Below are 20,176 nucleotides of genomic sequence, written 5' to 3'. Positions count from 1 at the left end.
GGCCCCGCTCACTTCCCACTCCTGCTCCGCCTGGCCGCGCCGACCGCCGCTACCGGTTCGACCGGGCCTCCAGCAGCCCGTCCGGGCAGGCCGTCCCACGCGGGAACTTGTAGCGCCCGCCGATGTGGTACGTGCCGGGCGCCGGCGCGTGCAGCACCGTCCACTCGTCCTCCGGCTCGCCCTCCGGCGTCTCCTGGACCTCCTTGGTCAGGCAGCCCTCGACGTTCACCGGAGGCGATCCGTCCGCGCCGGCGCGCGGCGGCTCCACGTTCTTGCCCTCGCCGTCTATCAGGCCGAGCCAGGGCGAGTACGGGACGCGCAGCAGGACCGGGCCCGGCTTGGCCACCTCGATGGTCAGCTCCTCGGCCGCCGCCCGCCGCACGGTGGCCGCGCCGTCGGCCAGCGGCGTGGGGTCCTTGACCCGGTACAGCTTCCAGTTCGCGTCGGACCACACCTCGTCCAGGTACGGCTGGCCGGCAGCCACGAGTTCGGCCTCCGCCTCGCCCGCCCCGTCGAGCCGGTCCCTGGTCGGCAGCACGACGAAGTGCACCGCCCACCGCCCGAGCCAGGCGCGGTAGCTGTCCGGCGTGAGCCGCCCCTCCTCGTAGAAGATCGGGTTGCGCCCCTTGTCCGCCTGCCGGTTCCAGCCACGGGCCAGGTTGTAGTGCGGGGCGATGGTGGAGGACTCGACGTGGCTGCGGGCGGGGATCACCTCGACCCGACCGCGCTCCGCGCCCGCCCGGTCCAACTGGTCGAGCAGCGGCTCCAACTCGCGCGACCAGGACTGCGACGGCGTGGTCTTGATGACGTCGGCGGTCGACTGGGAAGCCTGCCCGATGGTGACCACCGCGATGGCCACCGTCAGCGCCGCCCACTTGCGGCTCAGCGCCCGCGACAGGCTCAGCCGCGGCATCGCGAACGGCGGCACCATCGCGAGCAGCACCACACCGCCGAAGATCATGCCGAACCGGGTGATGTTGGACCCGATCTGGGAGGGGATCGCCCAGACCAACACCACCGCGAGCCCGTACAGCAGCGCGGCCACCCGCACCGTGCGCCACTGCTTCGGCGCGAAGAAGTACGCCGCGGCGGCGCTCAGGAACGGCACGAACGTCGAGGAGAAGTTCATCGGCATCGTCCCCGAGAACGGGAACAACCAGGCCGACAGCGCCACCACCACCGACGGCGTCACGCCGAGCGCGTAGGCGGCCATCCGCCGCTTGGTCAGCCACAGCGCGGCGGCCACGATGCCCACGTACAGCCCGGCCACCGGGCTGGCCATGGTCGCGAGCGCGGACAGCAGCGCCGCCGCCCCGCCCCGCGCCAGCCGGTGCGACCAGCGCGCGCCGCGCCACCGGCGCGGCCAGGCGAAGACCACCGCGACCGCGGCGAGCCCGAACATCAGGCCAAGCCCGAACGTCACCCGCCCCGAGGCCGCGTTGAAGGTCAACGCCACCGCCCCGTACAACGCGGGCAGCATCGGCCGCCGCACGGCACGGCTGCGCACCAGCAGCAGCGCGATGAGCCCGGCGGACAGCGTGCCGGCGATCACCATCGTGGTCCGCACGCCGATCCCCGCCATCAGGTAGGGCGAGATGACGCTGTACGAGACCGGGTGCATGCCGCCGAACCAGGCGAAGTTGTAGGCGTACCCCGGGTGCTCCGTCGCGAACGTCGCCCACGCGTCCTGCGCGGCGAGGTCGCCACCGCTGTTGGCGATCAACAGCACCCACAGCAGGTGCAGCACCGCGGCCAGCGCCAGTGAGGCGCCCACCGGGTGCGACATGAGGCGCATCACACCGGCTCTCATCCGCGCCCCCGTTCCGTGGGCGCCCGCGGCGTCGCGCTGCCTGATCGGTTGATTACCCGTCGTGGTCATATCGGCGGCGGCATCGCCGTCGCTGGCGTCGGCCCGGGCCGGGCCGTCGGTGGTCACTGCGGTTCTCTCCCCAGTCTTCCCCGAGGTCTTCCCTTGTCATCGACCCGGTCCCCCCGGGACCCGCCGCACCGATTCCGGCTTCAAGGCGGCCTTCGACGCTAGCACAGCGCCGCCCGGCGACAACTCGCCGAACAAGCGCCCCGGTTACCCCCGACAGGCCCGCCGGTCCACCGCCGGGCACCGCCCCGCACCGGCCCACCTGGCACGACGGCCACCTTGAAGGACGCCCCCCGTCGCCGCGGGCCGAGCCACGGGCACAGGAGATCTCCACACCGCCGTGGCCGAAATCCCGGGCGACCAGGCCCGGCCGTTCGCTCCGTCCGGCCGCTGGTCACACGGCGGGGCGCGCTGGCGCCCGAAAAGCAGAAAAACCCCAGTTCAACTGGGGTTCTCGCGAGTGTCCGAGGGGGGACTTGAACCCCCACGCCCGATAAAGGGCACTAGCACCTCAAGCTAGCGCGTCTGCCATTCCGCCACCCGGACCAGGTGTCTGTCGGCTGGGCGGTGCCCGTTCCGACGTGGAAAACCATAGCAAACATCCAGGCGTGCTCGATCACACGGCCGGTCGCCCCCGGAGGGGTGTGACGAGGACGTGTCAGCGGCATTACCGCCTTGGGCTGGGCGGGCCGGCGCGGGAGTATGGACGGCGGACCACGCCACGGGTGGCTCCCGCCCGGGGCGGGCAGCGCGCGGCGTCACGAACGACGAGGAGGCAGCGTGAGCGAGTCGAACCCGGCAGGGACCGGTTCCACCACCGTCACCGGTGAGAACGAGGTCGTCGACCTGTGCCGGGACCTGATCCGCATCGATACCAGCAACTACGGCGACCACTCCGGACCCGGTGAGCGCGCCGCCGCCGAGTACGTCGCCGAGAAGCTCGCCGAGGTCGGCCTGGAACCACAGATCTTCGAGTCGCATCCGGGGCGGGCCTCCACCGTCGCGCGCATCGAGGGCGAGGACCCCTCGCGCCCCGCACTGCTGATCCACGGGCACACCGACGTCGTCCCGGCCAACGCCGCCGACTGGACGCACGACCCCTTCTCCGGGGAGATCGCCGACGGCTGCGTCTGGGGCCGCGGCGCCGTGGACATGAAGGACATGGACGCGATGACCCTCGCGGTCGTGCGCGACCGGCTGCGTACTGGGCGCAAGCCCCCGCGCGACATCGTTCTCGCCTTCCTGGCGGACGAGGAGGCGGGCGGCACGTACGGGGCGCGCTACCTGGTGGACAAGCACCCCGGCCTCTTCGAGGGCGTCAACGAGGCGATCAGCGAGGTGGGCGGCTTCTCGCTGACCGTCAACGAGAACCTGCGGCTCTACCTGGTGGAGACGGCCCAGAAGGGCATGCACTGGATGAAGCTCACCGTGGACGGCACGGCGGGCCACGGTTCGATGATCCACAAGGACAACGCGATCACCGAGCTGAGCGAGGCGGTGGCCCGGCTGGGCCGGCACGAGTTCCCGGTACGGGTCACCAAGACCGTCCGCTCCTTCCTGGACGAGCTCTCCGACGCCCTGGGCGTCCCGCTCGACCCCGAGGACATGGACGCCACGCTGGAGAAGCTCGGCAGCCTCGCGAAGATCATCGGGGCGACGCTGCGGAACACCGCCAACCCGACCATGCTCGGCTCCGGTTACAAGGTCAACGTGATCCCCGGGCAGGCCACCGCCCACGTGGACGGCCGCTTCCTGCCGGGGTTCGAGGAGGAGTTCCTCGCCGACCTCGACCGCATCCTGGGGCCGCGGGTCAAGCGCGAGGACGTGCACGCGGACAAGGCCCTGGAGACCACCTTCGACGGGGCGCTGGTCGAGGCCATGCAGACCGCGCTGCGCGCCGAGGACCCCATCGCGCGGGCCGTGCCCTACTGCCTGTCGGCCGGCACGGACGCCAAGTCCTTCGACGACCTGGGCATCCGCGGCTTCGGCTTCGCGCCGCTCAAGCTCCCGCCGGAGCTGGACTTCGCCGGCATGTTCCACGGCGTGGACGAGCGGGTTCCGGTGGACGGGCTCCAGTTCGGCGTCCGGGTGCTCGACCGGTTCATCGACGCCTGCTGAACGTGGGTGGCCGCCCACGGCGTGGGCGGCCACCGCTGACGGGACGGCACCGGTGGGTCCGGCATCGGCGCGTTCCGCAAGTGACGCTCGGGGCGTTAACTGAGAAGAGTGAACGCCCTGTTTGACGCGTTGCTCGATTACCTCCTCTTCGTTACAGGGTGTGCGGTCCGCGGCTGGGGCCGCATTGCCAACAAGGAGGAAAAATGATCAAGAAGGTCGTCGCCGCTGCGGCTGCCACTGGTGGTCTGCTGCTCGCTGGCGCGGGCGTTGCCGCCGCCGACTCGGGCGCCCAGGGTGCCGCTGTCGGCTCTCCCGGCGTGTTGTCGGGCAACAACGTCCAGGTGCCTGTCCACGTGCCGGTGAACGTGTGCGGTAACACGGTCAACGTGATCGGGCTGCTGAACCCCGCCGTGGGCAACACCTGCATCAACAAGTGACGTGATGACTCACTCCCGTAGGGGGTGAGACCCGGGCGGCCCCGGAGTGCGCGCCATGCACTCCGGGGCCGCTGGGCATTGGCGCGGGCGCGGTCGCGCACTCGCGTATTCCGGACGGCAAGAATCAGGGGAACCAAACCTATGCGACAGGTCGCGAAGAAGGGCCTGATCACCATGGCCGCAGCCGGCGGCGTGCTCGCCGTGGCAAGCGGCTACGCACACGCGGACTCGGCCGCCCACGGCTCCAGTTCGAACTCACCGGGCGTCCTGTCGGGCAACAACGTGCAGGTACCAGTGCACGTCCCGATCAACGCGTGCGGCAACACCGTCGACGTCGTGGGTGCGCTCAACCCGGCCGTCGGCAACAGGTGCGCCAACGTGGACGGCCACGCCGCCAAGAGCAACGCGGGCCGGGCGGGCGACGCCGGCAAGGCCACCGGAGCTCGGCAGCCCAAGCCCGCGGGGAAGGGCACCTCGGGTGAGCGCCGCGAGACCACCCGCTCCGGCGGGGGAGCCCAGGCGGTCGGCGGGGCGCACGGCTCGCCCGGCGTCGGCTCGGGCAACAACGTCCAGGTGCCGGTGCACGTGCCGGCGAACGTGTGCGGCAACACCGTCAACGTCGTCGGACTGCTGAACCCGGCCGTCCGCAACAAGTGCGGCAACGTGACCGGCCCCGCCTCCCACGAGGAGCCGCACCAGCCGCCCACGCGCGAGCGTGAGCGCGAGGAGGTGACGTCGCCGAAGCCGCAGCCGAAGCCCGAACCGCGGCCCGAGCCCGGGGACAAGCCGGGGCCCACGGAGAAGCCGCGCGCCGAGCAACCGCCGGCACCCCGGGTCGAGACGCCGTCGGGGACTGAGACGCACATGGAGCGTGGCGAGGAACTGCCCGCGTCCCGCTCCGAGCGCTCCGCCGGACCCGTCGAGCGGGTGGTCGCCGAGACCGCCGAGCAACTCGCCGAGACGGGCGCCGGGACCCTGGCCATCGCCCTGCCCGCCAGCGCCGGTCTGCTGCTCGCCGGCACGGTGCTCTACCGCAGGGCCCGCACCACCCGCACCGCCTAGCGGCCGAGGCGCACGGCGTCCGGTGCTGGTCGACCGAGCGCGCCGGCGCCCCGGGCGGGCGCCGCCCGCCGGCAGGCACGGCTCGTGAGCGGCGCGGGCCCCGTCCGTACGGGGCCCGCGCCGCTCTACCAGGTAGCGCGGAGTTGCCGGATGATCCGGCGGCGCAGCCGCACTCTGCGGCTGCCGTCGGGGTTGAGCCGTAGGCGGTCCAACTCCCAGTGTCCGTACTCGGCGTGATCGGTCAGCAAGCGGGTCGTGGCCTTGCGGGATACCCCCCGAGGCACATACACATCGCAGAATTCGTATTCCGGCATCGCATCTATTGTGCGGGAACTGGCCTGGTACGGATAGCGTCTGCACTATGTCTGATGCTGCGCAGCCATCCGCTGCCGAGGTACGCGCCGCCGCCGAAGCGGTCAAAGCCGCACTGGACCGGCACCTCGATGCCGTCGAGCGGCGGGTCGGCGGGGACGACCCGGCCGTCTACGCCGCGTTCAACGAACTGGCCGCGGCTGCCGAGACCTATGACGAACTCCTCTACGACGCGTACGACGAAGTCACGCCCTTCGAGATCCCCGGCGACGACTCCCTGCCCGCGTACGACGGGCCGGAGGAACCGAGCGCCCTCAGCGTGCTGATCCGCCGGGACTACGCGGTGGCGGAGCCGCAGCGGCTGCTCTCGCAGGCCCAGCGGATCGCCGACCTCGACCCGGACGGGGCGTCCGTCAACGGCCTGCCCGGCAAGGGCGCGGCGGCGGCCGCCGGCAGCAGCGTGCACGCCGCGCTCGGCGTTCTCTTCGGCGAGTACGAACCCGATGAAATCGCCTCCCGGCACAAGGAGTTCGGCCTTGAGGAGGGCGATTCGACGCTGTGGGTGGCCGCCGCGGACGAGCCCGCCGACCCGGGGGAGTGGCTGGCGGCGCCGTTCGACCACGCGGACCCGCAGCGGATCGTGTGCCGCTTCGACGTGAGCGCGGTCTTCGACGAGGAGCCCGACGACGCCGACGACGACCTGGAGCTCATCGACCCCGAGCCCTGACCCGCCCCGCACGAGCCGGCCCCGCACGGGCCGGCCCAGCCGCATCGGGCCCCCGGCGAACCGGGGGCCCAGCCAGGAGGCCGGGGCGGGCTTTCGCGGCGGTCGGCCGGGGCGGCCCCAGGCGCTGCGCGCCGCCCGGCGGCGCGGCGTCCGGCGGTGCGTCGCGCGGGTCAGGCCGTCGCGTTCTGGGCCCGCAGCAGGGCCCGCAGGCGCGTCGTACGCTCGGCGGCCGGGACCTCGGCCACCGCGTGCGGCAGGGCAGGGCCGGCGCCGTGGACCACGGACAGGTGCCGCTCGCCACGGCTGAACGCCGTGTAGACCCAGGCCCGGGTGAGCAGCGGGCCCGCGTCCCCGGGGAGGACGACGACGGTCGCGGGCCAGCGCCGGCCGGCCGCCTGGTGGGCCGTGACCGCCCAACCGGGCCGCAGGGCGTCGGCGACCCGGGCCCGGGGCACGAGCACGTCCTCGCCCCCGCAGTCGAGGCGCAGCCCGTCGGGCTCGGCCGCGGTCACCGTGCCCGTCACGGTGCGCCCCGGGGCCACCGCGTACGCGACCCGGTCGCCCGGGTCGAAGCCGCCGAACCGGCCGGGGCCGGGGTTGAGGCGCTCCTTGAGGGCGGCGTTGAGCGCCCGGGTACCGACCGCGCCGCCGTGCCCGACGGTGATGACCTGGATGTCGGGTACGGGCACGCCGATCGCCCGTGGCACCGAGTCCGCGACCAACTGCACGGTGCGGTGCACGGCGTCGCCCGCGTCCCGCACGGGCACGATCACCACCTCCTTGCCCGGCGCCTCCACCTGCGAGAGCTCGCCGATCCCGATGCCGGAGACCAGCTCGCCGATCGGGCCGGGGTCGGGCGTGCGGGAGACCACCTGCGGGCAGGAGCGGGCGGCCACCACGTCGGCGAAGACCCGGCCGGCGCCCGCCGACCACAGGACCCCCGGATCGCCGCTGAACACCAGCCGCACGCCGTCCGGCAGTGACTCGACCAGCGCCGCGGCGGCCTCCACGTCGAGCTGGGGAGCGTCGAGGACGGCGAGCAGGTCGAGCCGGAAGGCGCCGTCCGCGTCCCGCCCGGGCCCCTCGGCCCCGGTGAGCAGCCCGGCGACCGTGACCGCCAGCGCGGCGGGCAGGCCGCTGTCCGCCAGCGCCGCGCCGAGCCGCCGGCGGCCGTCGTCCGTGTGCGCGGCGGCGTAGGCGCGCAGGCCGCGCGCGTGCGCGGCGGCGACCAGGGCCACGGCCTCGGCCCGGGCGCTCTCACCCCCGCTGTGCGTCACGAGCCCGTGCCCCGCGGCGGCCCTGACCAGCTCGGCGGCCGACGGCGAGGGGGCGGCGTCGGCCAGCGCCTCCCAGTCGGCAACCGGGCCGGCCGCCTCCGCCTCGGGCTCCGCACCGCTCTCGCGAGCCGCGTCGCTCTCGGGGGCCGCGTCGGTCTCGGGCCGCGCGCCGGGCGCGGAGTCGGCGGCGGCGTCCGGTTCGAAGGTGTTGACCACTCGGGCCAGGCCGTCGGCCAGGCTCTCCTCGGCCAGTGCGTACCGGTCGAGGCCCAGCAGCACGCGGACAGGCTGTTCGGCCTCATTGTCCTCGGCGGCCGGGGCCGCCCCCGGGGTCTCCAGGGCGTCCTGGAAGACCAGCACCACGCCCTCCGCCACGGCGTCGCGCAGGGCCTCGTCCGGGTCCGGCACGGCGTGCTGGGCGAGCGCGTCGCGCAGCGTGGCCGACTCGCGGGCCGTGTGGCCTTCGAGCGCCGCGCGCTCCAACAGCCAGGTCACCAGCGCCCGGGAGCGGCGCTCGTCGCCCGGGCCGCAGTCCGGGCCGAGCAGGGCCCGCGCGAAGCCGTCCGCCTGCTCGGGGCGCACCCCGGGGACGGCGAGCAACTGCCACGGATCGTCCCGCAGGACGGGGCCGGCCCCCTCGCCCAGGGCGCGTACGACCTGTTCGGCGAGGTGCGGTGGCGCGCCGCCGGCGGCCAGCACCTGGCGAATCTCGTCCAGCTCCGCCGGCCCGCCCGCCGACGGCACCCGCGCACCACCGGCTCCACCGGCCGGTGAGCCGACACCGGACGGGCCGGCTCCGGGTCCGGCAGCGGCCGGCGCCCCCGCCGTGGCGGTCGGGGCCGGCCCGGGAGCAGGCGCTCCGCCCGAACCGGCACCACCCAACGGGGCCGTCGGGGCGCCGCCGGCCGGACCCGCGGGACCGGCGGCGTGCGGGGTGGCCGCCTGCGGGTCGCCCGGGGTCGGCGTGGCGTGCCCGGGGGAGGCCGGTCGCGCGCCGCCGGGTCGGGCCGCCGTCGACCTGCCTCGCGCGCTGGTGAAGAACGAGGCGGCGTCGGCCTCGCCCCGCTCGACGGCGCGCACCGCGGCGGCCAGCGCCTCGGCCGCGGCCGACCGCTTCCCGCCGCCGGTGGACCCACCGGCGCCGGCCTCGCCCGCGCTCGGCGCCGCGACCCGCGCGCTGCCCGCGGTCTCGGCGGCGGATTCCGCCTCCGGGCCCGCCTCGCCCGCCTCGCGCGGTTGCGCGTCGGTCTCGCTCGTCGGCTCCGCCTCACGTGGCGGCGCGCCGGTCTCGCTCGTGGGCTCCGCCTCGCGCGCCGCCTCGGCCGGCGGTGCCGGGTGCTGGTCCGCCGTGGTGTCCGGGTCGGCCGTGGCCTCGCCCGCCTCGGGCTCGCCGGGGCGCTCGGCCTGACCTCGCGGAGCCGTCGCGGGGGCCGGGTCCGCGGGGGCCTCGGGGTGGTCCGGCGAGGGGGCCGGAGCGGTGGCGTCCTCGCGCGGTGCGGGGTCTCCCGTGGTGGGGGAAGCGGCCTCGCCCGCGGGGCGGTCGGAACTCACAGCGTGCTCCAGTCGTGATCGGGATAGCGGTGCACGGGCGCTGACACGTCGTCCAGCGCCTGGCGAATCTCGTCTGGAAGCGTAAGCGCCTCCACTGACAAAGCCGCCCTGAGCTGCTGCGCGGTGCGCGCGCCGACGATCGGGGCGGCCACTCCCGGGCGGTCCCGCACCCAGGCGAGGGCCACCTGGAGCGCGGTGGCGGCCAGCCCGTCGGCGGCGATCGAGACCGCGTCGACGATCCGGCTGGCCGCGTCGTCCAGATACGGGGCGACGAACGGCGCCATGTGCTCCGACGCGCCCCGCGAGTCCGCCGGCGTCGCGTGCCGGTACTTGCCCGTCAGCACACCCCGGCCCAGCGGCGAGGACGGCAGCAGCCCGATGCCGAGGTCCAGGGCGGCGGGCAGCACCTCGCGCTCGATGCCGCGCTGGAGCAGCGAGTACTCCATCTGCGTGCTGGCCAGCCGGGTCCGCGGACCCGCCGACGCGAGTTGCCAGGTGGCCGCCTTGGCGAGCTGCCAGCCGCAGAAGTTGGACACCCCGGCGTAGCGCGCCCGGCCGCTGCTGACCGCGATGTCCAGGGCCTGCAGGGTCTCCTCGAGGGGGGTCGTCGCGTCGTACGCGTGGATCTGCCACAGGTCCACGTAGTCGGTCCCCAGGCGTTCGAGCGAGGCGTCGAGGGCCGCCAGCAGGTGGCCACGGGAGCCGTCGAAGCGGCGGTCCGGATCGGGCACGCTGCCCGCCTTGGTCGCGATGAGCAGGTCGCGGCGCGGCACCAGGCCGTCGAGCAACTGGCCCAGCAGGTACTCGGCGCTGCCGTCGGCGTACACGTCGGCGGTGTCCACGAGCGTGCCGCCCGCGTCCCAGAACGTCTTGAGCTGGTCCGCCGCATCGTGCTCGTCGGTGTCCCGGCCCCAGGTGAGCGTGCCGAGCCCGATCCGGGATACGCGCAGGCCCGTACGGCCGAGGTGCCTCTGCTCCATGAGCGCTGACATTACTGGCCTGGCCACGGCCCGTGGTGGCCTGTGGATAAGCCAACACTGCCGCGGTGGACATATGCGCGCTAGAGTCCCCGCCGTAGGGACGTTACTGATGGGTAAGGGGAGTGGCATGCGGCTCGGCATCAACCTCGGCTACTGGGGTGCGGGAATGGACGCGGACAACCTCGCCGTCGCGCAGGAGGCGGATCGGCTCGGGTACTCCGTGTGCTGGGCGGCCGAGGCGTACGGGTCCGACGTGGCCACCGTGCTCTCCTGGGTCGCCGCGCAGACCGAGCGGATCGACGTCGGCTCGGCCATCTTCCAGATCCCGGCGCGCACCCCCGCGATGACCGCCATGACCGCCGCCACCCTGGACTCGCTCTCCGGCGGCCGGTTCCGGCTCGGCCTCGGCGTCTCGGGCCCGCAGGTCTCCGAGGGCTGGTACGGCGTGAGGTTCGACAAGCCGCTGGCCCGCACCCGGGAGTACGTGGAGATCATCCGCAAGGCGATGGAGCGTACGCCGCTGCGCCACGAGGGCCAGCACTGGACGCTGCCGCTGCCGGACGGCCCCGGCAAGGCCCTCAAGCTGACCGTGCACCCGGTGCGCGAGCGCATCCCGCTCTACATCGCCGCCATCGGCCCGAAGAACCTGGAGCAGACCGGCGAGATCGCCGACGGCGCGCTGCTGGTCTTCTTCGCCCCCGAGCACGCCGAGGAGACCACGCTCGGCGCGCTGCGGGCGGGCCGCGCCAAGGTGGGCAAGGACCTGACCGGGTTCGACCTGGTGCCCACCGTTCCGCTGGCCGTCGGCGACGACGTGCGGGCGCTGGCCGACCAGTTCCGCCCGTACACCGCGCTGTACGTGGGCGGCATGGGCAGCGCCAAGCAGAACTTCTACAACAAGCTCGCCCAGCGCATGGGGTACGAGCAGGCCGCGGCCGAGATCCAGGAGAAGTACCTCGCCGGCGATAAGGACGGCGCCGCCGCCGCCGTGCCGCACGAGCTGATCGACGCCACCGCGCTGGTCGGACCCGTCGAGCGGATCGCCGACCGGATGCGGGCCTACGCCGAGGCCGGGGTGACCACGCTGTCGCTGGCGCCCGCGGGCTTCACGCTGGAGGAGCGGGTCGCCGGCCTGCGGGCGGGCGTCGAGGCGCTGGAGCGCGCCGGCCTGGCCTGAGCCCCGCGGCGGCGAGGGCAGGAGAACCGGAAAAGGGTCGCGGCCGTGGTGGGGGCTCGGGGGTCTTCCCCGCCACGGCCGTCACGGAGGACAACGCCCCACCCGGCGACGCGGTTACGGGCACCGGGGGGCCGTCCCGTCACCCGAGTGGCCCAGATGCCCACGGCACCTGTTGCTCCCCGTGGCACGCGGCATTCGACTGGTTCTCCACGCATGTGGCGCGTGTCGCTCGACGGAGGTGGCGATGATGCTCTCGGCCCGCGGTGTCTTCCAGGAGATCCTCGACAACGACGACTCCTTCCGGCTCTTCTGCTCCATCGCGGCCAGCGGCGAGTCCCAGGGCGGCTGGGAGAACGCCCGCATCGCCGCGCTCGTGCCCGAGCGGGAGCGCGCGATGGCGGCGAAGATCGCACGGCACGGCGCGGACGAGGACAAGCACGGCCGCGTCTTCCGGGCGCTGCTGCGCAAGCGCGGCCTGGAACCGGTGGCCGTGCCACCCGAGACCGACTACACGATGCTCCTCGAACGCCAGGGCATCGGCCTCGCGCACGACAAGCTGCGCCGCGACGAACCGCTGACCGAGCGCGACATCGTCGCCTACCTCGCCCACAGCCGGGTCACCGAGCAGCGCGCCTCCGAGCAGATGCGGCTGCTGCGCCGGCACTTCGCCGACCACCCCGACGTCGGCCGCGCGGTCAGCATGATCTCCGACGACGAGGACAACCACCTCGCCTACTGCCACGAGGAGTTGCTCCGACTGGCCGCGGCCGGTTACGGCCGCATGATCCAGGCCCTGCTGCGGAAGAGCGCCCGCGCGGAGATCCGGGTCCACCGCGGGGTGAGCCTCGCGGTGATGGGCCACATGGGACGCCTGCTGGGCTGGCCGAGGGCCAGGAGCGCGCTGCTGGCCGCGGGCGTGCACGGGATGTACGGGTACGAGGCGGCCGGCGGCTGGCGGCGCATGATCTGCCTGCGGATGCCCGAGCGGCGCGACGCGCTGGGCGGGCCCGCGACGGCGCCCGAGTTCGCCTGACCCTACGCCCGGACGCCCGCCCGCCTGACCGGGCCGCCGGCCGCCCCCCGGCCTCACAACCAGCCGCGCCGCTTGAACAGCCGGTGCAGTACGACCATCGAGACCACCAGCAGCACGAGGACGGCGGGGTAACCCCACGTCTGCCGCAACTCCGGCATGTGCTCGAAGTTCATGCCGTAGATCCCGGCGACCATGGTGGGCACGGCGGCCATCGCGGCCCACGCGGAGATCTTGCGCATGTCGTCGTTCTGCCGCACGCCCATCTGCGCCAGGTGCGCCGCCAGGATGTCGGACAGCAGCCGGTCGAGGTTGTCCACGTGGTCGTTGGTGCGCGTCAGGTGGTCGCTGACGTCGCGGAAGAACGGCTGCGAGTGGCGGTGCACGAAGGGGACGGTGGCGCCCGCGAGCCGCGCCATCGGCTCGGTGAGCGGAGCGGTGGCCCGCCGGAACTCCAGGACCTTGCGCTTGAAGGCGTAGATCCGGCCGGCCGAGTCGCCCCTGCCCGCGCCGTCGGGCGTGAAGACCTCGGCCTCCAGCGCGTCCAGGTCGGTGTGGAGCGCGTCGGCGACCTCCAGGTAGTGGTCGACGACCGCGTCCGAGACGGCGTACATCACCGCCGTCGGGCCGTGTTGCAGCACCGCCGGGGTGCGCTCAAGGCGGCTGCGCACGCTGCCGAGCGGGTTGGCCTCGCCGTGCCGTACGGTCACCACGAAGCAGTCGCCGATGAAGATCATCACCTCCCCGGTGATCACCGTCGTGGTCTCCTCGTCGTACTGGATCGGCTTGAGCACCAGGAACAGCGAGTCGTCGTACACCTCCAGCTTGGGCCGCTGGTGGGCGCGCAGCGCGTCCTCCACGGCCAGTGGGTGCAGCCCGAACTCGCTGGTGACCTGGTCGAACTCGGCGGCGGTCGGCTCGTACAGGCCGATCCACAAGAACGCGTTACCTCTCGCCCGCGCCTCCTCGATGGCGTCGGAGAAGTCGGCGGGCCCGGGTGTGCGGCGCCCGTCACGGTAGATGGCACAGTCCACGATCACGTCGGAAATACTTCCCGCCCTGCGTCAGGTATGCATGGTGAGTGCCCACGAGGCAGGTCGTACGCTTTCAGGCATGCCCACGCTGATCCTGATCCGGCACGGCCGGTCCACCGCCAACACCTCGGGAGTCCTCGCCGGCTGGGCGCCCGGTGTGACGCTCGACGGGCGGGGCCTGGCCCAGGCCGCCGGCCTGCCCGCACGCCTGGCGGAACTGCCGCTGGCCACCGCCGTGTGCAGCCCACTGCCGCGCTGCCAGGAGACGCTGGCACCGCTGGTCGCCGCCCGCCCCGGCCTGCGCGTGCACACCGACGAGCGGATCGGCGAGTGCCACTACGGCGACTGGACCGGCCGCAAGCTCGCGGAGCTGGCCGGCGAACCGATGATGGAGGTCGTGCAGCGGCACCCGTCGGCGGCCGAGTTCCCGGGGCCCGACGGCGAGACGATGCGGGGCATGCAGAACCGGGCCGTGGACGCGGTGCGCGACTGGAACGCCCGGGTCGCCGCCGAGCACGGCGAGGACGCCCTCTACGTCATGTGCTCGCACGGCGACATCATCAAGTCGCTCGTCGCCGACGCCCTCGGCATGCACCTCGACCTCTTCCAACGGATCTCCGTCGAGCCCTGCTCCGTGACCGCCATCCGCTACACCCGGCTGCGCCCCTTCCTGCTCCGGCTCGGCGACACCGGCGACCTCGCGGGGCTCGCGCCGCGACCGGACGAGGAGCAGGGCGCGAGCGGGGACGCCGCGGTGGGGGGTGGCGCGGGGGCACCGTGATCTCCGCGCGCAGTAGGGTGGTTCCGCGCATGAGACCGTGGTCCTGACACCCAGGACGGCGGACCCAGCGGCCCACCGAGGCCGGGCCGCACCGGCCGTCGCAGCACCACCGCAAGCCGAACCGTCGAACAAAACTGGAGCAGGACGTTGTCCCGTCAGGTGTTCCTCTATGACCCGCCGGACCGCTTCGTCGCCGGTACGGTCGGGCTGCCTGGCCGCCGCACCTTCTTCCTGCAGGCGACGGCGGCCGGTCGCACCACCAGCGTCGCGCTGGAAAAGGCCCAGGTCGAGGCGTTGGCCGAGCGGATCGACGAGCTGCTTGACGAGGTCGTACGGCGCACCGGGGGCAATGCGCCGGTGCCGGCCGTCGCGCCCGCCGAGATGACCGACACGGCGCCGCTGGACGCCCCGGTCGAGGAGGAGTTCCGGGTCGGGACCATGGCGCTGGCCTGGGACGGCGAGGAACAGCGCATGGTGGTGGAGGCGCAGGCCCTCGTCGAGCTGGAGGCCGACACCGACGAGGACCTGGCCGAGGCCGAGGAACGGCTGCTGCAGGACGATGTGAACGGGCCGCCGATGCTTCGGGTGCGGCTCACCGGCACCATGGCCCGGGCGTTCGCCAAGCGCGCCCTGGAGGTCGTCAACGCCGGCCGCCCGCCGTGCCCGCTGTGCAGTCTGCCGCTCGACCCGGAGGGACACGTATGCCCGCGCCAGAACGGCTACCGCAGGGGGGCCTGACGCCCCGGCCGGCGGCGTCCGCGGACCCCTCGGTGGCGGACGCGCCGTCGCCGCGCGAGGTGCTGGCCGCCGGCGAGCTGACGGTGCGCGGCCAGGTGACCGACGCGTCCAACGCCGTGCTGTGGTGCACGGTCACCCACCGCGGGCACAGCCTGGAGTGCGTCTACAAGCCGGTGGCGGGCGAGCAGCCGCTGTGGGACTTCCCCGACGGCAACCTCGCCCGGCGCGAGGTCGCCGCGTACGAGATCTCCGAGGCCACCGGGTGGGGCCTGATCCCGCCGACGGTGCTGCGCGAGGGCCCGTACGGCGAGGGCATGTGCCAGCTGTGGATCGAGACCGCGGACGGCGACAGCGACACCCCGGGCCCGCAACTGCTCGCGCTCGTGGAGGGCGGCGAGCCGGGGCCCGGCTGGAAGGCGGTCGGCCACGCGGACGTGGGGCAGGGGCGCACCGCGCTGCTCGTGCACGCCGACGACCCGCGGCTGCGGCGGCTCGCGGTGCTCGACGCGGTCATCAACAACGGCGACCGCAAGGGCGGGCACCTGCTGCCCACCGCGGACGGCGCGGTGTACGCCATCGACCACGGGGTCACCTTCCACGCGCAGGACAAGCTCCGCACCCTGTTGTGGGGCTGGGCGGGGGAGCCGCTGCCCGAGGAGGCCCGCCAGGTACTACGGCGACTTTCAGCCGACCTGGCCGAGTCTCGGCCGCTGGCCGCCCGCATGGCGGAGCTGATCACCACGGCCGAGTTGGACGCGCTGCGCGGCCGAATAGCCGATCTGCTGCGGAGCGGCAGACACCCCGAACCCAGCGGCCAGTGGCCCGCGATCCCCTGGCCCCCGGTCTGACGAGCACGTCACGGGGCGGGTGGGCAAGACCGCCTATCGCGCCAAGACACCCGAACCGGTTCGTAGCCGGATGCCGCGTCCGGTTACGCTCATGTCATGTATGCCTGGCCCGCTTCTGAGGTTCCCGCCCTGCCCGGCAAGGGCCGCGACCTCCGGATTCACGACACCGCGACCGGAGCGTCGATAGCCATCGACCCCGGCCCCGTCGCCCGTATCTACGTCTGCGGCATCACGCCGTACGACGCCACCCACCTGGGACACGCGGCGACCTACAACGCGTTCGACCTCGTTCAGCGCGTGTGGCTCGACACCAAGCGGCAGGTGCACTACGTCCAGAACGTCACCGACATCGACGATCCCCTGCTGGAGCGCGCGGTGGCCAACGGCGACGACTGGACCGCGCTCGCCGAGCGGGAGACGGCCCTCTTCCGCGAGGACATGACCGCCCTGCGGATCCTGCCCCCGCGCCAGTACATCGGCGCGGTCGAGTCCATCCCGCGCATCGTCCCGCTTGTGGAGCGGCTGCGTGAGCTGGGCGCCGCCTACGAGGTGGAGGGCGACATCTACTTCTCCGTCGAGTCCGACCCCGCGTTCGGCGGCGTCTCGGGCCTCGACGCGCACGCCATGCGCCTGCTCTCCGCCGAGCGCGGCGGCGACCCGGACCGCCCCGGCAAGAAGAACCCGCTCGACCCGATGCTGTGGATGGCCGCCCGCCCCGGCGAGCCGAGCTGGGACGGGGCGTCGCTCGGCCCCGGCCGCCCCGGCTGGCACATCGAGTGCGTGGCCATCGCCCTCGAACACCTGGGCATGGGCTTCGACGTGCAGGGCGGCGGGTCCGACCTGGCGTTCCCGCACCACGAGATGGGCGCCTCGCACGCCCAGGTGCTGACCGGCGAGCACCCCTTCGCCAAGGCGTACGTACACGCCGGCATGGTCGCCCTCAACGGCGCGAAGATGTCCAAGTCCAAGGGCAACCTGGTCTTCGTCTCGCAGCTCCGGCGCGACGGCGTGGACCCCGCCGCGATCCGGCTGGCGCTGCTCGCGCACCACTACCGCGCCGACTGGGAGTGGACGGACGGCGTGCTGACCGAGGCGCGGGAGCGGCTGGACCGCTGGCGCGCCGCCGTCTCCCGCCCGGACGGCCCGCCGGCCGACGACCTGGTCGACGAGGTGCGCGCTGCCCTGGCCAACGACCTCGACGCGCCGACCGCCCTCGCGGCGGTGGACCGTTGGGCCGAACGCCAGGCCACCACGGGCGGCACGGACGAGGGCGCGCCCGGCGTGGTCTCGCGCGCCGTGGACGCGCTCCTGGGCGTGGCGCTGTAGCGACTGCCGCCACGGCGACGTACGAGGAGGGTGGGTGGTGGGCCTCGGCCCACCACCCACCCTCCTCACGTCAGCCCCGCGCGCTCGCCCGAGCCTGGGCGCGGCCCGGGCTCAGGCGTTGCCGTCGGCCTCGTCGGCCGGGTCCTCGTCGGACCCGCCGGACCCGCCGGACCCGCCGGGCTCGCGGCCCGCGTCCTGTTCGGGCCCCTGCTCGGCCTTGTCTTCCTCGGCCTCGCCCCGCCTGGCCCGCTCCGCCTCGCCCTCCGCGCGGTCCTCGGCCCGCTCGTCCTCCGCGTCGGCTCGCCCGGCCTTCCCGGCTTCCTCGCCCCGGGGCTTCGCCCCGCCCGCCGGTCGGCCGTCGCCGGTGGCGGCGGCCCCGTCCGGCTCGGCCTTCGCCGCGTCGGAGGACTCCTCCCGGGGCTCGTCCCGGGGCTCGTCCCGCGCGGTCGACCTGGTCGGGCGCGCCCGACCGCTGCCGGGGTCGCGCAGGTACGAGTCGCGGCTGTCGGCGACGCCGGAGTCGCTGGCGTGCCCGCCGGGCCCCGGCTGTCCGTCCCGGCGCCGCAGGTAGCGCTCGAACTCGCGCGCGATGGCTTCGCCGGACGCCTCCGGCAGCTCCGCCGTGTCCCGCGCCTCCTCCAGCGACTGCACGTACTCGGCCACCTCGCTGTCCTCGGCGGCGAGCTGGTCCACGCCCAGTTGCCAGGCCCGCGCGTCCTCCGGCAGCTCGCCGAGCGGAATGCGCAGCTCCAGCAGGTCCTCCAGCCGGTTGAGCAGCGCCAGCGTGGCCTTCGGGTTGGGCGGCTGCGAGACGTAGTGCGGCACGGCCGCCCACAGGCTCACGGCCGGGACGCCGGCATGCGTGCACGACTCCTGGAGGATGCCGACGATGCCGGTCGGCCCCTCGTAACGGGACTCCTCCAGGTCGAGGCTGCGGGCCAGATCCGGGTCCGAGGTCACGCCGCTGACCGGCACCGGCCGAGTGTGCGGGGTGTCGCCGAGCAGTGCCCCAAGGACCACGACCATCTCCACGCCCAACTCGTGCGCGAAGCCCAGGATCTCGTTGCAGAACGAGCGCCAGCGCATGCTCGGCTCGATGCCCCGCACCAGCACGAGGTCGCGCGGCTTGTCGCCGCCGGTCCGCACCACCGAGAGCCGGGTGGTCGGCCAGGTGACCTTGCGCACCCCGCCGTCCAGCCACACGGTCGGCCGGTTGACCTGGAAGTCGTAGTAGTCCTCGGCGTCGAGCGCCGCGAAGACCTCGCCCTTCCACTCCCGGTCCAGGTGCCCGACCGCGGTGGAGGCGGCGTCTCCGGCGTCGTTCCAGCCCTCGAAGGCACAGATCATGACCGGGTCGATCAGCTCGGGAACCCCCTCAAGCTCGATCACCCAGCGCCTCCTTCCGACCGGGGTGGTCGGGTGACCCCGCCGGTTCCAGTTCCGTTGCGTGCGGCCCCAAGCCTACGGCTTCTCCGGCCCTGACCCGCAGCCCCCGGGCGCCCATGGCATTCAGCCCGTGGCGTGGCGCCCGCGCTCCGCTCGGCGCGCGCCCCGCCCACCGCCGGGCGCCGGCCCCGGCTTCCGCATCGCCCCCGGCGGCCCCGGGCCACCGAGCCGGCCGCGACGGGGAACTGCCGGAGCGTCAGGGCCGGCCCGGCGGCTGGGCCGTGGGCCGGCCGGGCGCGCACCCGGAGGCCGGGCGGCAGGCGCCCCAGCCGCGTCGGTAGGCGGCCCAGTCGGTCTCGGTGGCCGCGAAGTCGACGTACAGCGCGACCCCGAACCGCTCGCGGTGCCGGTCCGCACGGGTCTGCCCCAGCCGGACGCCGCGCACGGCCGCGGCCACGGTCTCGGCGGCGGCGCGGTGGCCCGGGTCGTCGGTGTGGAAGAAGGGCAGCCCCATCAGCAGGTCGGTCCCCTCCGGGGTCACCTCCAGGGCCAGTTCCGTCTGGTGTGCGACATAGCCCCCGTACAGGCTCTCCAGCGGCATCGCCGTGTCGTACGACATGACCGCGATCTGGTCGACGCGCCGGGCCACCTGCCCGAAGTACCGCTGGGACCACCACTTGGGGCGGCCGGTGAGGGCGCCGAGCACGGTGTGCGCGGCGGGCAGCGGGTCGATCTGGTGGGCGGCGACCGAGAGCACGCCGCCGCCCGCGCGCACCGCCGGCCGGGCCCGCTCCAGCAGCCGCAGGAAGTCCGCGTTGCCCGAGTGCGTCGGCTCCAGGTCCAGGTGGACGCCGTCGAACCCGGCGGCCAGCACCTGCCGGGCGCTGGCCACCACGCGCGCGCGGGTGGCGGCCCGGTCCAGTCGCATGCCGTCCTCGCCGCCGTAGCTGAGCGCGTCGCCCAACCAGGCGTGCACCCGGACGCCCGGCAGCCGCCGGCGCGCCGCGTCGATGAGCCAACGGGCCTCCGGGTAGGCGCTGGTGGGCAGCGTCCCGTCGTGTTCCAGCGGCCCGGCGTGGACGTACAGGTCGCGCAGGCCCGTGCCGTCGAGCCGCCGGCCGAGCGCGGCCAGGTCCGCGTCGTCCCGCCGCCCGTCCACCCAGGCGTGCCCGAGCCAGATCGCGTCCCGGCCCCGGGTCCGCGCGTCGGGCGCCGGGTCGCCCGAGTACGCCAGGCGCAGCGCGAGGCCCGCGGTCAGCGGGGGCAGGAGCAGCGTCAGGGCGAGCGCCACCGCCGTGCGCGCCAGCAGCCGCCGGCTGGGCCGCCAGCGCCGCAGCCGGTGCCAGGCGGCGCGGCAGGCCGTCGCCGCCGCTCGTCGCCGGCCCTCCGCCGGGCGGCGCCGCGGCGCGGCCCACCGTCCCCGTAACCGTCCCCACCACGCGCCCCACGCGGCCGAACCTCGCAACGAGCCACCCCCCCCGTGCCGTCGCGTCATCGTACGACCGGGCGCGTGGCG

At 74.4% G+C, this 20,176-nt stretch carries 17 protein-coding genes and 1 tRNA gene; 10 read left to right on the top strand and 8 right to left on the bottom strand.

Going from position 1 to position 20,176, the window contains the following annotated elements:
• Positions 1-49: 49 nt before the first annotated feature.
• Together H7H31_RS05045 and H7H31_RS05040 are read right to left on the bottom strand one after the other, a co-directional pair.
• Complete coding sequence (locus H7H31_RS05045) at positions 50-1,786, bottom strand: MFS transporter (protein WP_232109687.1); 1,737 nt, start codon at positions 1,784-1,786, stop codon at positions 50-52.
• A 551-nt stretch (positions 1,787-2,337) separates the two neighbouring features.
• Positions 2,338-2,422: transfer RNA gene (locus H7H31_RS05040), tRNA-Leu, on the bottom strand.
• Positions 2,423-2,656: 234 nt separating this feature from the next.
• On the opposite strand from H7H31_RS05040, the gene H7H31_RS05035 reads away from it, so the two are divergent.
• From H7H31_RS05035 to H7H31_RS05025, 3 genes are all read left to right on the top strand, one after another.
• A complete protein-coding gene (locus H7H31_RS05035; protein WP_187061707.1) occupies positions 2,657-3,994 on the top strand; it encodes a M20/M25/M40 family metallo-hydrolase in 1,338 nt (445 codons plus the stop codon).
• Positions 3,995-4,197: 203 nt separating this feature from the next.
• A complete protein-coding gene (gene chpH / locus H7H31_RS05030; RefSeq protein ID WP_187061706.1) occupies positions 4,198-4,431 on the top strand; it encodes a chaplin ChpH in 234 nt (77 codons plus the stop codon).
• A 141-nt stretch (positions 4,432-4,572) separates the two neighbouring features.
• On the top strand, positions 4,573-5,493 hold the full coding sequence (locus H7H31_RS05025; RefSeq protein WP_187061705.1) for a chaplin: 921 nt from the start codon (positions 4,573-4,575) through the stop codon (positions 5,491-5,493).
• A 125-nt stretch (positions 5,494-5,618) separates the two neighbouring features.
• Here the strand turns inward: H7H31_RS05025 and H7H31_RS05020 are convergent, their stop codons facing one another.
• Positions 5,619-5,807: a DUF5703 family protein gene (locus tag H7H31_RS05020; RefSeq protein WP_014059547.1), complete on the bottom strand. Its 189-nt coding sequence runs from the start codon at positions 5,805-5,807 to the stop codon at positions 5,619-5,621.
• Between the two features lie 47 nt (positions 5,808-5,854).
• Between H7H31_RS05020 and H7H31_RS05015 the strand changes: the two genes are divergently transcribed.
• Positions 5,855-6,532, top strand: coding sequence for a hypothetical protein (locus H7H31_RS05015; protein WP_187061704.1), 678 nt, complete (start codon positions 5,855-5,857; stop codon positions 6,530-6,532).
• Positions 6,533-6,702: 170 nt separating this feature from the next.
• On the opposite strand, the gene H7H31_RS05010 is transcribed toward H7H31_RS05015, so the two are convergent.
• Complete coding sequence (locus tag H7H31_RS05010) at positions 6,703-9,360, bottom strand: helix-hairpin-helix domain-containing protein (RefSeq protein WP_187117787.1); 2,658 nt, start codon at positions 9,358-9,360, stop codon at positions 6,703-6,705.
• Entirely contained in the window at positions 9,357-10,340 is a 984-nt protein-coding gene (locus H7H31_RS05005) for an aldo/keto reductase (RefSeq protein WP_187063148.1), read from the bottom strand. Before H7H31_RS05005 ends, H7H31_RS05010 begins: the two co-directional genes overlap by 4 nt.
• A gap of 127 nt (positions 10,341-10,467) precedes the next feature.
• Here H7H31_RS05005 and H7H31_RS05000 point away from each other — a divergent pair, with 127 nt between their 5' ends.
• Both H7H31_RS05000 and H7H31_RS04995 read left to right on the top strand, forming a co-directional pair.
• Entirely contained in the window at positions 10,468-11,517 is a 1,050-nt protein-coding gene (locus tag H7H31_RS05000; RefSeq protein WP_187063155.1) for an LLM class F420-dependent oxidoreductase, read from the top strand.
• Between the two features lie 247 nt (positions 11,518-11,764).
• Positions 11,765-12,550 (top strand): ferritin-like domain-containing protein, encoded by a 786-nt coding sequence (locus tag H7H31_RS04995; protein ID WP_187063152.1) that lies wholly within the window; start codon positions 11,765-11,767, stop codon positions 12,548-12,550.
• Positions 12,551-12,603: 53 nt separating this feature from the next.
• On the opposite strand, the gene corA is transcribed toward H7H31_RS04995, so the two are convergent.
• Positions 12,604-13,596 (bottom strand): magnesium/cobalt transporter CorA, encoded by a 993-nt coding sequence (corA, locus tag H7H31_RS04990; RefSeq protein ID WP_187063150.1) that lies wholly within the window; start codon positions 13,594-13,596, stop codon positions 12,604-12,606.
• 64 nt (positions 13,597-13,660) lie between these two features.
• On the opposite strand from corA, the gene H7H31_RS04985 reads away from it, so the two are divergent.
• The 4 genes from H7H31_RS04985 (at position 13,661) to mshC (ending at position 17,274) form a co-directional block, all read left to right on the top strand.
• On the top strand, positions 13,661-14,362 hold the full coding sequence (locus tag H7H31_RS04985; protein WP_176164841.1) for a histidine phosphatase family protein: 702 nt from the start codon (positions 13,661-13,663) through the stop codon (positions 14,360-14,362).
• A 147-nt stretch (positions 14,363-14,509) separates the two neighbouring features.
• Positions 14,510-15,100 (top strand): DUF3090 domain-containing protein, encoded by a 591-nt coding sequence (locus H7H31_RS04980; protein WP_176164842.1) that lies wholly within the window; start codon positions 14,510-14,512, stop codon positions 15,098-15,100.
• A complete protein-coding gene (locus H7H31_RS04975) occupies positions 15,064-15,948 on the top strand; it encodes an SCO1664 family protein (protein ID WP_187063147.1) in 885 nt (294 codons plus the stop codon). The genes H7H31_RS04980 and H7H31_RS04975 overlap by 37 nt, the downstream gene beginning before the upstream one ends.
• A 96-nt stretch (positions 15,949-16,044) precedes the next feature.
• Positions 16,045-17,274, top strand: a complete 1,230-nt coding sequence (gene mshC / locus H7H31_RS04970) for a cysteine--1-D-myo-inosityl 2-amino-2-deoxy-alpha-D-glucopyranoside ligase (protein WP_187063146.1) — start codon at positions 16,045-16,047, stop codon at positions 17,272-17,274.
• Positions 17,275-17,385: 111 nt separating this feature from the next.
• Here mshC and H7H31_RS04965 read toward each other — a convergent pair whose 3' ends face one another.
• Positions 17,386-18,663 carry a PAC2 family protein gene (locus H7H31_RS04965; protein WP_187063144.1) on the bottom strand — a complete coding sequence of 426 codons (1,278 nt, stop codon included), beginning with the start codon at positions 18,661-18,663 and terminating at the stop codon, positions 17,386-17,388.
• A 253-nt stretch (positions 18,664-18,916) separates the two neighbouring features.
• Entirely contained in the window at positions 18,917-20,155 is a 1,239-nt protein-coding gene (locus H7H31_RS04960) for a glycoside hydrolase family 18 protein (protein ID WP_372455950.1), read from the bottom strand.
• Positions 20,156-20,176 lie beyond the last annotated feature (21 nt).

This window comes from Streptomyces buecherae, from assembly GCF_014295035.1.
In the GTDB taxonomy this organism is placed as follows: Bacteria; Actinomycetota; Actinomycetes; order Streptomycetales; family Streptomycetaceae; genus Streptomyces; species Streptomyces youssoufiensis.
The sequence above is the reverse complement of the archived record's forward strand: the minus strand, read 5'-3'. Positions and strand labels throughout refer to the sequence as shown.

Bases quoted from the DNA above. Each gene is read 5' to 3' on its own strand.
- H7H31_RS05045 (WP_232109687.1), bottom strand. From the start codon at position 1,786: ATGTCGCACCCGGTGGGCGCCTCACTGGCGCTGGCCGCGGTGCTGCAC.
- H7H31_RS04975 (WP_187063147.1), top strand. From the start codon at position 15,064: ATGCCCGCGCCAGAACGGCTACCGCAGGGGGGCCTGACGCCCCGGCCG.
- H7H31_RS05020 (WP_014059547.1), bottom strand. From the start codon at position 5,807: ATGCCGGAATACGAATTCTGCGATGTGTATGTGCCTCGGGGGGTATCC.
- mshC (WP_187063146.1), top strand. From the start codon at position 16,045: ATGTATGCCTGGCCCGCTTCTGAGGTTCCCGCCCTGCCCGGCAAGGGC.
- H7H31_RS05025 (WP_187061705.1), top strand. From the start codon at position 4,573: ATGCGACAGGTCGCGAAGAAGGGCCTGATCACCATGGCCGCAGCCGGC.
- H7H31_RS04960 (WP_372455950.1), bottom strand. From the start codon at position 20,155: ATGACGCGACGGCACGGGGGGGGTGGCTCGTTGCGAGGTTCGGCCGCG.
- H7H31_RS05000 (WP_187063155.1), top strand. From the start codon at position 10,468: ATGCGGCTCGGCATCAACCTCGGCTACTGGGGTGCGGGAATGGACGCG.
- H7H31_RS04995 (WP_187063152.1), top strand. From the start codon at position 11,765: ATGCTCTCGGCCCGCGGTGTCTTCCAGGAGATCCTCGACAACGACGAC.
- H7H31_RS05005 (WP_187063148.1), bottom strand. From the start codon at position 10,340: ATGGAGCAGAGGCACCTCGGCCGTACGGGCCTGCGCGTATCCCGGATC.
- H7H31_RS05015 (WP_187061704.1), top strand. From the start codon at position 5,855: ATGTCTGATGCTGCGCAGCCATCCGCTGCCGAGGTACGCGCCGCCGCC.
- chpH (WP_187061706.1), top strand. From the start codon at position 4,198: ATGATCAAGAAGGTCGTCGCCGCTGCGGCTGCCACTGGTGGTCTGCTG.
- H7H31_RS04985 (WP_176164841.1), top strand. From the start codon at position 13,661: ATGCCCACGCTGATCCTGATCCGGCACGGCCGGTCCACCGCCAACACC.